General features: G+C 73.1%; 10 protein-coding genes. 6 read left to right on the top strand and 4 right to left on the bottom strand.

The features are described from left to right. Window positions 1-34 precede the first annotated feature (34 nt). A complete protein-coding gene (locus ABH926_RS18980) occupies window positions 35-2,125 on the top strand; it encodes a LuxR C-terminal-related transcriptional regulator (protein WP_370366986.1) in 2,091 nt (696 codons plus the stop codon). A 16-nt stretch (window positions 2,126-2,141) separates the two neighbouring features. Here ABH926_RS18980 and ABH926_RS18975 read toward each other — a convergent pair whose 3' ends face one another. The 4 genes from ABH926_RS18975 to ABH926_RS18960 are packed head-to-tail and all read right to left on the bottom strand — an operon-like array spanning window position 2,142 to window position 6,721. Then, on the bottom strand, window positions 2,142-2,831 hold the full coding sequence (locus ABH926_RS18975) for a methyltransferase (protein ID WP_370366985.1): 690 nt from the start codon (window positions 2,829-2,831) through the stop codon (window positions 2,142-2,144). Continuing rightward, complete coding sequence (locus ABH926_RS18970) at window positions 2,831-4,459, bottom strand: carbamoyltransferase C-terminal domain-containing protein (protein WP_370366984.1); 1,629 nt, start codon at window positions 4,457-4,459, stop codon at window positions 2,831-2,833. The genes ABH926_RS18975 and ABH926_RS18970 overlap by 1 nt, the downstream gene beginning before the upstream one ends. Before the next feature lie 41 nt (window positions 4,460-4,500). Next, window positions 4,501-5,319, bottom strand: a complete 819-nt coding sequence (locus tag ABH926_RS18965) for an SDR family NAD(P)-dependent oxidoreductase (protein ID WP_370366983.1) — start codon at window positions 5,317-5,319, stop codon at window positions 4,501-4,503. A gap of 1 nt (window position 5,320) precedes the next feature. After that, window positions 5,321-6,721 carry a peptide ligase PGM1-related protein gene (locus ABH926_RS18960; protein WP_370366982.1) on the bottom strand — a complete coding sequence of 467 codons (1,401 nt, stop codon included), beginning with the start codon at window positions 6,719-6,721 and terminating at the stop codon, window positions 5,321-5,323. Between the two features lie 236 nt (window positions 6,722-6,957). Between ABH926_RS18960 and ABH926_RS18955 the strand changes: the two genes are divergently transcribed. From ABH926_RS18955 to ABH926_RS18935, 5 genes are read left to right on the top strand one after another with little or no spacing between them, the layout of a single operon-like run. Further along, window positions 6,958-7,614, top strand: coding sequence for an isochorismatase family protein (locus ABH926_RS18955; protein WP_370366981.1), 657 nt, complete (start codon window positions 6,958-6,960; stop codon window positions 7,612-7,614). Beyond that, complete coding sequence (locus ABH926_RS18950) at window positions 7,611-9,647, top strand: anthranilate synthase family protein (protein ID WP_370366980.1); 2,037 nt, start codon at window positions 7,611-7,613, stop codon at window positions 9,645-9,647. The genes ABH926_RS18955 and ABH926_RS18950 overlap by 4 nt, the downstream gene beginning before the upstream one ends. Beyond that, complete coding sequence (locus ABH926_RS18945; RefSeq protein WP_370366979.1) at window positions 9,644-10,915, top strand: hypothetical protein; 1,272 nt, start codon at window positions 9,644-9,646, stop codon at window positions 10,913-10,915. The genes ABH926_RS18950 and ABH926_RS18945 overlap by 4 nt, the downstream gene beginning before the upstream one ends. A gap of 26 nt (window positions 10,916-10,941) precedes the next feature. Beyond that, the gene (locus ABH926_RS18940; RefSeq protein WP_370366978.1) at window positions 10,942-11,385 is read left to right on the top strand and encodes an FAD-dependent oxidoreductase; all 444 of its coding nucleotides are present in this window, start codon (window positions 10,942-10,944) and stop codon (window positions 11,383-11,385) included. Further along, window positions 11,382-12,662, top strand: a complete 1,281-nt coding sequence (locus ABH926_RS18935; protein WP_370366977.1) for an ATP-grasp domain-containing protein — start codon at window positions 11,382-11,384, stop codon at window positions 12,660-12,662. The genes ABH926_RS18940 and ABH926_RS18935 overlap by 4 nt, the downstream gene beginning before the upstream one ends. Window positions 12,663-12,759: the final 97 nt, after the last annotated feature.

Here is a 12,759-nt window from a genome sequence, read left to right as displayed (position 1 = left end):
GGTGAAATCAGACCTCTTGCCAGGGGGCGCTCGCATGCGGGGAGTTCTCGACGGCGCGCCGACGCGCGCCCGATTGCTGCCACCGGACACCACCGACTTCACCGGCCGGCTCAGCGAGCTGGCCGCGCTCACCGATCCGAACACGCTGTGCACCTCCAAAACCGCCCCGCACGCCAGCCAGCTGTTCGTGGTGACCGGTGCGGGCGGGACCGGCAAGACCGCTTTGGCGGTGCGCGCCGCGCGGCTGGCCGGCGACTCCTTCCCGGACGCGCACCTGTACGCCGACCTCGGCGGCTACACCGGCGCGCCGACCCCGGTGCCGGACGTGCTGCGCCGGTTCCTGCGCGCCCTGGGCGCCACCGGTCCGCTGCCGGCCGACCAGACCGAGCTGGTCGGCATGTTCCGCACCACGCTGGCCGGCCGGCGGACCCTGGTGGTCCTGGACGACGCCGCCGACGAGGCGCAGGTGCGCCCGCTGCTGCCGGCCGGCCCGGACACCCTGGCGGTGGTCACCAGCCGCAACTGGCTCGGCGGGCTGGCCGGGGCGCTGCCGCTGCGCCTGGGGCCGATGCCGGAGGCCGAGGCCGCGGCGATGCTGGCCCGGGTGCTGGGCGCGCGCTGGACCGGCACCGAGGATGTGGACGGGCTGCTGGCGCTGTGCGGGTACCTGCCGCTGGCGATCCGCATCGCCGCCGCGCGGCTGCTGTCGCGGCCCCAGATGAGCGTCGACGACCTCTGCGACCAGCTGCGCGACGAGCGCCGCCGGCTCAAACGGCTCACCGCCGGCGACATCACCGTGCACGGCGTGCTGACCTCGTCCTACGACGCGCTGGAGACCGGGGACCGCAAGGTGTTCCGGCGGCTGGCGCTGCTGCGCGGGTTCGACTTCTGCCCGGAGGCCGCGGCGCAGGTCGCGGGGATCACCCGGGAGGAGGCGCAGGAGGCGCTGGACCGGATGGCCGACCGCAGCGTGGTCCGTCCCGAGGCCGAGACCGGCCGCTACAGCCTGCACTCGCTGGCCCGGCTGTTCGCCGCCGACCGGCTCGCCGCCGACGAGACCCCCGAGGCGGTGCACGCCGCCGAGGCCGGGCACCTGCGGTGGGTGCTGTCCCGGCTGCGGGACGCCGCGGATCTGGTGAACCCGTGCCTGGTGCGGCTGCCGGCTTCCGAGGGTGGGGCTCATCCCGAGGCCGATGCCGTAGCCGATGCTGATGCCAATGCCGTAGCCGATGCTGATGCCAATGCCGCCGGCGGATTAGGGGCTGCTGCCCGGTCGCCCGCCCGCAACGGCCGCTACACGACCACCGCCGGCCCGCAGGACGCCGCCCCGGCGCACCGCGAGGCGGCGCTGGCCTGGCTGGACGCCGAACGCCACAACCTGCTGGCGCTGGTCCGGCACCACCGCCGTTCCGGCGATCCGGCGGTGTGCTGGATCATCCCGGACGCCCTGCGCGGCTACTACCACCAGCGCCGCCGGCTGCGCGAATGGACGCGCATGGCCGACATCGGGATGGCCGCCGCGCGCCACGAGCGGAACCTGCGCGCGCAGGCCGCGATGCACCTGAGCCTGGGCATGGCCTGCTTCGCCGCGAACCGGCTGGGCGAGGCCGAGGACAACTATCAGCGCGCGGTCGAGCTCGGCCTGGGCTCGGGATGGCAGGAGATCGAGGCCGCGGCCTACCGCAACCTGGCCGGGGTCGCGCTCGCGCAGGGCGACACCGCCACGTCCGAGAAGTACATGACGCTGTGGGCGGAGCTGAACGAGCGGCTGGATCTGCGGCTGGACTCGGCGCTGCCGGAGCAGGAGGACGCGCGCGCCGAGGACCGGGACGCCGCGTCCGGGGCTTCCGGAGCCTCTGCTGCCTCTGCTGCCTCCGGGTCCCAGAGCACGCCGCAGCCCACGCACGACCCCGCGGCGGCCGAGGAGTGGTCGGCCCTCAGCCGCCGCGAGCAGACCGTGGCCCGGCTGGTGGTGCAGGGCCTGACCAACCAGCAGATCGCCAAGCGGATCCGGTGCTCGCCGGAGACGGTGAAGTTCCACCTGCGGAACATCTTCCGCAAGCTGGGGATCGGCTCGCGCGTGGAGATCGCCCGGTTCGTGCTGGCCTCGGGCGCGCCGAGCTAGCACGAGTCAGCACCGGTCAGCAGGCCGGCAGGATCTCCAGCAGGCTGAGCTCCACGGAGATCGCCCCGACCGCGCCGGGCCGGCGGCGGTAGGTGGCCAGCTCCAGCCCGAGCCCGTCGGCCATGACGCGCAGCCGTTCCTTGTTGCCCAGCGTGTTGAAGCCCAGGAACATCCGGCCGCCGGGGGCCAGCAGCTTCGGGCCCTGGCTCAGGAACCTGCTGTGCGCGGCGTACCCGCGGTCGAAGAAGGCCCATTGCAGCTCGTCCAGGTACTCGAACTCCTCCGGGGCGTCGATCACGTTGGAGTTCCAGTAGATGACGTCGTAGCGCTGGTCGCCGTCCAGCGCGTCGAACAGGTCGCTTCGCAGGACCCTGACCCTGTCGGCCACCCCGTGGCGCCGCGCGTTCGCCTGCGTGTTCGCCACGGCGGCCGTGGCGATGTCCACGGCGGTGACGTGCGCGCAGCCGGCCAGCGCGGCGCTCACCGCGGTGACCCCGGCGCCCGAGCCGATCTCCAGGAACGCCCCGCCGACCGGGTACGGCAGCCAGGTGGAGAACAGTTCGGTGGAGGCGGTGTGCACCGGGGCGAACACCCCGGGAAGCAGGGACCAGGTGCGGCCCAGCAGCTCGAACTGCTCAGGGCGGCCCTGGAGCTCGCCGTGCCGCTCGGTCAGGGCGGCGCCGGCGGCCATCGCGTCGACCCCCATCACGACCCCCGCTTGGTGATGAACGAGCCGCCGACGACGTAGCCGTCGAGCCCGTGCCGCTCGCCGTAGGCGATCAGGTCGGAGGTGCGGTTGATGAAGCCGCGCCCGGAGAAGTTCAGGGAGGTGTTGCACAGCACGCTGAATCCGGTGCGCTCGCCGAACGCGGCCAGCAGCGCGGCCAGTTCGGGGTTCTGGTGCCGGTTCACCGTCTGGGTCCGCGCCGTGCCGTCGACGTGGGTGACGGCCGCCAGTTCCGGTGTGGTCACCTCGCTGAAATAGAGCATGTACGGATCCGGGATCGAGCCGCGGAACCACCGGTGCGCCTCGGACTCCAGCACCACCGGGGCGATCGGCCGGTACGGCTCGCGCTTCTTGATCCGGTTCAGGCGCTGGGTCATGCCCGCGTCGAACGGCGCCGCCAGCAGCGAGCGGTGGCCCAGCGCCCGCGGGCCCATCTCCCAGCGGCCCTGCACCCAGGCGATGACGGTGCCCTCGGCCAGGAACGCGGCCACCTCGGCCGGGTCCAGGTCGCGCGTGTGGTAGCGCGCCGGGTCGAAGGCGGTGTCCTGGACGAACTCCAGGCCGGCGTGGACGTCCCAGTCGATCGCGGCCACGCCGGTGTAGTGGTGCTGGGCGTCGATGGCCGTGCCCAGCGCCGAGCCGCTGTCGTTCGGCACCGGCGGTACGAAGACCTGCGAGAACAGTCCGGACTCGGCCCAGCGCCGATTCCACTCGCAGTTCAGGCCGCAGCCCCCGGAGATCAGCAGCGGCAGGCCCTCGCGCAGGTGGGCCGCGGCCCAGTCGTGGAAGCGGTCGAAGATGGCCTCGGAGTGGCGGGCGGCCAGGTTCTTGAAGCCCTGTGCGCTCACGCCGACGTCGCGCCATCGGGCCAGGCGCGGATCGTCCTTGGACACCTCGTGGACCAGCGCCTCCTGGGCCAGGATGAAGTCGATGACGTCCTGCTCGGCCTCGGTGGCCGGGCCCTTCTCGGCGAAGCCGGTCAGCGCCATCACCTTGCCGGCGTCGTGCAGCCGCACGGTGCCGGTGCTGGTGCTGGTGCTGGTGCTGGTGCTGGTGCTGGTGCCGGTACCAGTGCCGGTACCAGCGCTGGCCCGGAACGCCGGGTCGGCGACGGCAAAAGGGAAGGCGTACTTGCTGCCCGGGTCGGTCATCACGTGCTTGAGGTGCTCGATCCGGCCGGAGGAGTCCACACGGTAGAAGGACCCGATGTTGCCCTCCCAGACCAGGGCGTAACAGGGCTCTCCCTCGATGATCGGCGCCATGCCGTATGAGGACATGATGTGAGAGCGCTCGTGGGTGGAGGAGAAGCGGCGCACGTCGAACCCGGCGAAGCGGCCCCGCCCATCGCTCACCGAGCCCGGGCCGACGCCGAAGTAGCCGGTCAGCGCCTTGGGCTCGGTGGTGAAGAACCCTTTGACCCAGCCGCCTACCGCGACCACGTCCGGGGGCCGGGGCAACCGGTCCAGGGCCCGCGCCACGACCTCGGCGGTCAGGCGGTCGAAGCGGGGGAAGTTGTCCTTCTCCGCCTCCAGCGAGAACAGCAGACGGCCGTCGTCGAGCGCCGCCACGGCACCGTCATGGCCTTCCTTGAACGACAGGATGAGCATCGGCTATCTCCTTGTCGGATGAGGGGTCGGCCGAGCCGCCCTCAGGCGCTCAGCCCTCCGTCGACCACCAGGTCGTGGCCGACGACGTAGGAGGCCTCGTCGGAGACCAGCCAGCGCACGGCGGCGGCGATCTCGGCGGGGTCGGCCAGCCGGCCGATCGGGACGGTGCGGGCCACGCGCGCGTCGCGTTCGGCCGGGCTCTCGGCCTCCCACCGGGCCATCGCGGTGTCGGTGGGGCCGGGGCTGACGGCGTTGATCCGGATGCCGGCGCCGGCGCACTCGCGGGCCGCGGTCCGGGTCAGGATGCTCAGCGCGGCCTTGCTGGCCGCGTACACGCCCTGGTTCTCCTCGCGCATCGGGATGCCGATGCGGGAGACCACGTTGACCACCGCTCCCCCGCCGCCGCGGCGCATGAGGTCGATCTCCTGCTGCAGGCACAGCCACACGCCGGTGAGGTTCACGCCGAGCACGGCGTCCCATTCGGCGCGCGGGGTCTGCTCGACCGGGCCCCAGGCGGGCCGGCCGGCGTTGTTCACCGCGATGTCCAGCCGGCCGTGCTCGTGCTCGATCGCGGCGAACAGCGCCCGCACGGCGCCGGCGTCGGTGACGTCCGCGATGTGTGCCTGGGCGCCGGCCGGCACGACCGGCGCCCAGGTTTGGCCGCCCACAAGCGACTCGCCGCCCCACACAGCGGTCGCCTCGTCGGCCAGCTCAACGGTCCGCTCCAGCGTCGCGGCGGTCCGGCCGGCCACGATCACCCGGGCTCCGGCGGCGGCCAGCGCGACCGCCACGGCCCGGCCGATGCCCGAGCCCCCTCCGGTGACCAGGGCCGTCCGGCCGGCCAGTCCGTCCGCGCGCATGTCAGACCTCTGTTTCGTTCGGGGCGCCGTCCGGAGCGCCGTTCAGGGCGCCGTTCAGGGCACCGTCCGGGCCACCGTCCAGGCCGAAGGCGGCCAGGGCGCGCCGCTCCAGCTCGCCGGCGTGCCCGTGGTCCCGGCCGACGACCAGGAACTGGCCGGTCGGGCCGTCCGGGGCGTCGTCGTCGCCGGGCAGCAGGATCCCGGTGCGCTCATCCGGGTCGAAGGCCAGGCCGTGCTTGTCCAGCAGGGCCTCGGCCTCGGTGAAGGAAGGCCAGGGCACCCGATTACGGGAGATCAGGACCCTGGCGGTCAGGTAGTCCTCGCCGACCGCGCGGCGGGCGAGGGCGTCGAGGTGGGTGGATCCGGCGACCCGGCCGTTGACCTCGTTGAACAGCACGCGCCCGGCCGGGGTGACGATCGCGTCCAGGCCGGCGTAGCCGCGGTAGCCGACGGCGCGCAGCGCCTGCGCGACGCGGGTGGCCCCGGCGACGAACTCCGCCAGGTCCGGCACCTCCTCTGGTGGCGGCGGCAGCACCAGGCCGTGCATGATCGGTTCCATCCGCACCTGGCCGTAGTCCAGGACCGAGACGGCCTCGGCGGTCACGCGGAACTCGATGTAGAGCTGGCCGCAGTCGTGGATGTAGTGCTCGACGACGACCGGCCGGGAGCCGCCGTAGGAGTAGCGCGGCCAGGAGCGGACCAGGTGCGCGGCCAGTGCGGCCCGGTCCGGGACCACGACGGTGTTGGTGGCCCCGACGCCGGTCACGCCCTCGGCGGGCACCAGGAGCTCGTTGCCGTAGCCGCCGCCGTGCAGGTCCTGCTTGACGATCACGGACTGCCCGCCGGCCAGCAGCGGCCATGCGAACTCCTCGGCCTCGGCCGGCTCGACGCAGACCTTGCCGTCGGGGATCGGGACGGCGTTCCCGGCGGCGACCGCCCGGAACGCCGCCTTACTGTTGACCAGCTCGCCGCCTCGCTCAGCGAGGAACGCCACCCCGCCGAACGGCCCGTCCAGCCCGGTTTCCCGGGCCAGGCGGAGGACCGCCGCGCCGAGGTGGAACGGGAAGACCCGGTCCACCCCCCGCTCTGCGATCAGCGTCCGGAGACCCGCCACGAACTCCGGGGCGGCGAGCCGGTCGTCATAGAGCAGCTCCGCACCCTGGCGGCCCGGCTGCGGGACCACGATGAGCGGCTCGCCCTCCGCCAATCCGTTGACCCGCCGAACGTATGCCAGGAACCCCTCGCCGGGGCGCGACGGCAGGACCAGAACATCACCGTCCTGTGCGAACCACACCATGCGGTGCGAGATCACGGACAGGAACCGCCGGTACTCCGACGGCAGGGCGCCTTCGCCCTCGGCGGTCTCCTCGGTGAGCTGGTTGCCGATGATGAGCTGACTCATGAGCATCAGCCTCGCCAACGCGGCGGCGGCCGACAACTGCCCGTTGGGGTAGGCACGGCGCCGCGCCCGCTCCGGGTGGGCAGTGCTTGATCACCTACCCGAACGGGTGGGTGTGAGGGCCCTGCGATCTTCCTTAGAGTCCTGAGACGGAAGAAGGGTGCAGGTGGTCCAGACCATTGGCAGACCACTGACAGACCACTGGCGCACCCCGGGTCGCGTCGGAGGGGGATCAGCGAGTGACCGCGTCCGGAATCGATCCCATCGAGCCCTATCCGGTACCCACCGAGAGCGAGCTGCCCGTGCAACGCGCCGCGTGGAGCGCCGATCCGGGCCGTGCCGTGTTGTTGATCCATGACATGCAGGAGTACTTCCTGCGGTTCTTCCCGGCCGGGCGGGAGCCGCTGGAGACGGTGCTGAGGAACGCCGTCCGGCTGCGCGAGGCGTGTGCGGATCTGGGGGTCCCCGTGGTCTACACCGCGCAGCCCGGGGCGATGAGCCCGCGCCAGCGCGGGCTGCTGGCCGAGCTGTGGGGCCCGGGCATGGGCGCCGTGGAGGCCGACCGCGCGATCGTGCCCGAGCTCGCGCCGAAGCCCGGCGACCGGGTCCTGACGAAGTGGCGCTACAGCGCCTTCCACCGCACGCCGCTGGCCGACGTGCTCTGGCAGACCGGGCGCGACCAGCTGATCGTGTGCGGGGTCTTCGCCCACATCGGGTGCCTGACCAGCTGCGTGGACGCCTTCAGCCGGGACGTGCAGGCGTTCCTGGCCGCCGACGCCGTCGCCGATTTCAGCGCCGAGAAGCACCGTCTGGCGCTGGCGATGGCGGCCGAGTCCTGTGCGGCCACGCCCACCACGGACCGGTTACTGCGAGCGCTCGCGGAGGCGGCCCGATGAGCGCGCCGACGGATCGCCTGAGCGATTGCCTGAGGGATTGTCTGAGGCCTGACGCGCCGCCGTTCGCGCTGCTGTACCGGCCCGAGCGCCACAGCGACGGCGGGGCGAAGGTGGAGCTGCTGACCGGCGACCTGGTGGGCGCCAAGACCTTGCTGGTCTTGCCCTCGACGCCCGGCGCCTGCGCGGCCGGCGACAGCGATGGCGATGGCGCGCGCCACGATCTGCTGGCCGTGATCCCGTTCCGGCAGATCGCCGAGCGCGGGTTCGCGGTCGCCGACGACGGCGCGGAGCTGGTGGCGCTGCGGGTGCGGCACGCGGAGGCGATCGACCGGGACGCGGTCATCGCGGCGCTGCCGGCGGCGGACATCCGGCTCGACGAGGTCGGGTTCGACGTCAGCGACGAGGACTACAGCAAGTGCGTGCGGCTCGTGCAGGACCAGGAGATCGGCCGGGGTGAGGGGTCGAACTTCGTCGTGCCGCGCACGTATGTGGCCTGCGTGCAGGACTACTCGCGGGTTAAAGCTGCGGCGCTGTTCCGGAACCTGCTGACCTCCGAGACCGGCGCGTACTGGACGTTCCTGGTGCACCTGGGCGAGGACACGTTCGTCGGCGCCAGCCCGGAGCGGCAGGTGTCGGTGGACGACGGCGTGGCGGTGATGAACCCGATCAGCGGCACGCACGTGTTCGGCCCCGCGGGCCCGGACCGGCAGGCGGTGGCGGCGTTCCTGGACGACCGCAAGGAGACCGAGGAACTGGCCATGGTCCTGGAGGAGGAGCTGAAGATGATGGCCGAGGTCTGCGACGGCGGCGGCCGCGCGCTCGGCCCGTTCCTGAAGCCGATGGGGCACCTGGCACACACCGAGTACCTGATCGAGGGCGCGACCACCCTGCCGACCCGCGAGGTGCTCCGGCGGACCCTGTTCTCCCCGGCCGTGACCGGCAGCCCGCTGGCGAGCGCGTTCCGCGTGATCGCCCGCCGCGAGAAGCAGGGCCGCGGGTACTACGGCGGCGTGGTGGCGCTGTTCGGCGCGGACAAGGCGGGCCGGCCGACGCTGGACTCCTCGATCCTGATCCGCACGGCGCGGATCACGCGCGCCGGCGTGCTGTCCCTGACGGTCGGCTCGACGGTGGTCCGGCACTCCGACCCCGACGCCGAGGCCGCCGAGACCGTCGGCAAGGCGGCCGGCCTGCTGGCGGCGCTGCGCTCGGGCGCCAGGCGCGGCGCGGCGGGCCACGCCGAGGCCGTGGTGGAGTTGGGCACGGACCCGGCGATCCGCCGGTCGCTGGCCCGCCGCAACGACGGACTGGCGACGTTCTGGCTGGCCGGGGCCGCCCGCCCGGCCCCGTCCCCGACCGGCCTGCGCGCGACGATCATCGACGCCGAGGACTCCTTCACCGCGATGCTGGCGCACCAGCTGCGCGCCCTGGGCCTGTCGGCGACGGTCAGCCGGTTCGACGAGCCCCTGGACCTGGACGCCGCCGACCTGGTGGTCCTCGGCCCCGGCCCCGGCGACCCCCGCCGCGACGACGACCCGAAGATGCTGCGCCTGGCCGGGCTGGCCGAGCGGCTGCTCGCCGCCGGCAAACCGCTGCTCGGGCTGTGTCTGGGGCACCAGGTGGTGGCGCTGCGGCTCGGCCTGCCGGTGCGGCCGCTGCCCCGGCCCCGGCAGGGGTCGCAGCGGCGGATCGAGGTGTTCGGGGAGACGGTGCGGGTCGGGTTCTATAACTCCTTCGCGGCATACCGCGACCTGGACACGTTCCAGGCTCGGGACAGACTGATCGGATTCAGCGCCGGCGACGCACTCGCCCCGATATCGAAGCCGGCAGCCCAGCGCGAGGCGGAGGTGGCGATCAGCGGCGACCCGGCCACCGGCGAGGTCTACGCCCTGCGCCGCCCAGGCCTGTGGACCTGCCAGTTCCACCCCGAGTCCGTCCTGAGCCCCGACGGCCTGCGCGTCCTGGACCAGGCGCTGGCAGGTGTCCACGCCGGCTACCGGCGGCTCGTCGACCGGGGCGGGGTGGGCGCGTCATGAGCTATCGCATGGTCCTGACTCCGCGGCTGCTCGGGTGGGTTGTGGCCTCCACGCTGGTGCGGCTGCCGGTGGCGATGGCTGCCATGGCGATGGTGTTCCTCGGCCGCGGTTCGGCCGGCGGGTACACCGAGGGCGGGACGCTCGCGGCGGTGTACGTGGTCGGCGAGGTGGTGGGTTCCGGGTTGCTGGGGACGCTGCTGCCGCCGCACCGGATGCGGCTGAACCTGGTGGCGGGGATCGCCGTCGGGGCCGTCGGGTTCGGGGTGGTGTTCGCCGATCCGCACGCGCCGACCGCGGTGCTCGGCATCGGGGCGTTCGTGGCCGGGGCCGCTCCGGCGGTGGCGCCCGGGGCGCTGCGCAGCGTGCTCACCGGCAGCGTCGCCGAGGCCGATCTGCCCGAGGCGCTCAGTGCCGACTCCGTCCTGACCGAGCTGATCTGGATGGCCGCGCCCGGTGTGGTGGTGCTGCTGGCGTTGCGGGTCTCGGCGCGGGCGCCGCTGGGTCTGTGCGCGGCGTCGATGGCCGGGGCCGCGCTGGCCGCGCTCGGTCTCAGGGCGCTGCGTCCCGATGCGGAGGAGTCGCGGCCGAGGCGTCCGGCGGCGCGGGTCCTGGTCTCCGGCTGGCCGATCTACGTCACCGCCGCCGCCGCGATGTCGCTCAGCGCCGTCGCCGAGCTCGATCTGCCGCCGCTTTTGCAGTCCCGGCACGCGGCCGTCGGCCTGGCCGGCGTGCTGCTGGTGGCCTTCGGCGCGCTGTCCACGCTCGGCTCGTTCCTGTACGGCCTGCGCACCTGGCCCGGCTCGGCACGGCGGCACAGCATGCTGTTCCTGGCCGCGACCGCCGGCGCGGTCTCGGTCGAGGCGCTGGTGCCGGACCTGCCGGGCATCGTCGCCGGGTTCCTCCTGGCCGGGTGCCTGCAGCCGGTGGTGATGATCACCCGCGGCCTGAGCCTGCGCTCGGCGCTGCCCGACGAGGCGCAGACCGCCGCCTACTCGCTCATGTACTCGATCCAGGGCATCGGCTACTCCATCACCGCGGCTGTGGCGGCGGTGCTGGTCGACCACGTCTCCGCCGGCGCCGCGATCCTCACCGGTGTGGCGATCTGCGCGGCGCTCGGGGCCGTGAGCGCGGTCGGCGAGCGGATCTCAGGGTTCAGCGAGCGGGCCTCAGGGCTCGGCGAAACGCGACCCGCTGCCGATGCCACTCCCGATCGCCAGAAGGCGAACAGCCCCTCGAACGCCCACCTCCCCGACGGAGCCACCTCGTGACCCGGCCGCCGCGGAACCTGGTCCACGTGTTCCCGCTGGCCCGCCACGAGCGCGGCCGCTCCAACGACGACCTGTGGGCGGAGACCACCGAGGAAGTGCGCGACCGTCTGGCCGAGATCGGCATCGGCGCCCTCGAGGAGATCGCGCAGAAATACAATTCCTATTCCACCCGCGGTTTCCTGAAGGCCGAGGGATTGTCCGAGGCCGCGATCGAACGCTACGGGGTCCTGACCGTCGTCGGCGGCATGGACCAGCTCCCGGCGGCCTTCCACCAAAACCAGGATCCTGATTCAGTGACGGTCCACACCCGCACCGGTACCGACCGCCGCGCCTTCCGCGCCGACTTCTCTATCTGCACATTGCCGTTCTCGGCGATGCGGCACATCGAGGCCGACCCGGCATTCTCCCCGGGCAGACAAAAGGCGATCCGCGCCGAGCGCGTGGCCGAAGCGGCGAGGGGGATGGCATGAGCCTGCGAGTAGCGGTCGTCGACGGCTTCGGCAGCGGCCGTTGGCTGACCCGGGAGCTGACCGACCGGGGCGCCGAGTGCGTCCACGTGAAGAGCCGGCCGATGGTGAACGCCTACTTGGAGGCGACATTCCGCCCCGAGGACTACGACCTGGACCTGGGCCACGACCGGGACACCGGCCGCCTGGCGACCCGGCTGGCCGAACTCGGCGTGGACTGGATCGTGGCCGGCAACGAGTCCGGGGTCGGCACCGCCGACGCGCTGACGGCGCTGACCGGGCTGCCGGGCAACGTCCCGGACCTGGCCGGCGCGCGCCGGCACAAACAGCGGATGGCCGCGCGGCTGCGCGAAGTCGGTATGGACGCGCCGCTGGGCACCGCGGTGACCTCGGCGCAGGAGGCTGTGGCGTGGTTCGCCTCGGTGCGGGCTCAGGTTCCGGCCGGGGTGGTGGTGAAGCCGGTGGACAGCGCCGGATCGGACCACGTCCGCTTCTGTACGACTGCCGAGCAGGTCCGCGACGCGTGCCGCGCGGTCCTGGCCGGCGCGAACGTCTTCGGCAGCGCGAACCAGAGCGTTGTGGTGCAGGAGGCGCTGGCCGGTCCCGAGTACTACGTGAACACAGTCTCGATCGACGGCATGCACCTGATCGCCGAGACCTGGCGCTACACGAAGTCCCGCACCCCGCACGGCGCCCCGCTGTTCGACTTCGAGGAACCCGCCGATCTGGACTCGCCGCAAGTCCGGGCGGTCCACGACTACGTCCTGCGTTCCCTGGACGCGCTGGGCATCCGGCACGGCGCCGCGCACAGCGAGGTGGTCCTGACCGCCCGCGGCCCGGTGCTGATCGACCCCGGTGCGCGGCTCGGCGGCGGGGTGCTGCCCTGGGTCGCGGAGAAGTTCCTCGGCTATTCGCACGCCGGCCTGCTCGCCGAGAGCATCCTGCGCCCCGGCGAGGCGCTGCGCCGGGCCGGCCGGCTCCCGGAGCCCTGGCCGGACCCGATCCGCTACGTCTCGCTGATCAACCGGCACGCCGGGACGGTCGTACCGTCGGCGCGCTGGGCCGGCTTCCTGGAGGCGCTGCCCTCGGCGATCGCGGTGGCGCCGGTGGCGGGGGCGGGGATGGAGCTGCCGGTGACCCACGACCTGGGTACGGCGCCGGGCTTCGTCTATCTGAGCTCTGCGGACCCGGCGGAGATCGAGTGCGACTATCGGACAATCCGTGAGTGGGAACAACAGGCGCCTTACACAGTGCCGCAGGCTGGGGCGCGCTCGAGCTGAGCGCGCCACGCTTTCGGGCTAATCGCTGGTGTGTGCCACAACCCGGGGCGACCGGCGTTTGTCGCGCCGAACAAACCGCGGAACGGCGCGTAACGCA

Source organism: Catenulispora sp. GP43 (assembly GCF_041260665.1).
Classification (GTDB): Bacteria; Actinomycetota; Actinomycetes; order Streptomycetales; family Catenulisporaceae; genus Catenulispora.
This window is presented reverse-complemented; position numbering and strand designations above follow the sequence as displayed.

Coding starts and splice junctions, on each gene's coding strand:
- ABH926_RS18980 (WP_370366986.1), top strand. CDS start 35: ATGCGGGGAGTTCTCGACGGCGCGCCGACGCGCGCCCGATTGCTGCCA.
- ABH926_RS18975 (WP_370366985.1), bottom strand. CDS start 2,831: ATGGGGGTCGACGCGATGGCCGCCGGCGCCGCCCTGACCGAGCGGCAC.
- ABH926_RS18970 (WP_370366984.1), bottom strand. CDS start 4,459: ATGCTCATCCTGTCGTTCAAGGAAGGCCATGACGGTGCCGTGGCGGCG.
- ABH926_RS18965 (WP_370366983.1), bottom strand. CDS start 5,319: ATGCGCGCGGACGGACTGGCCGGCCGGACGGCCCTGGTCACCGGAGGG.
- ABH926_RS18960 (WP_370366982.1), bottom strand. CDS start 6,721: ATGAGTCAGCTCATCATCGGCAACCAGCTCACCGAGGAGACCGCCGAG.
- ABH926_RS18950 (WP_370366980.1), top strand. CDS start 7,611: ATGAGCGCGCCGACGGATCGCCTGAGCGATTGCCTGAGGGATTGTCTG.
- ABH926_RS18945 (WP_370366979.1), top strand. CDS start 9,644: ATGAGCTATCGCATGGTCCTGACTCCGCGGCTGCTCGGGTGGGTTGTG.
- ABH926_RS18935 (WP_370366977.1), top strand. CDS start 11,382: ATGAGCCTGCGAGTAGCGGTCGTCGACGGCTTCGGCAGCGGCCGTTGG.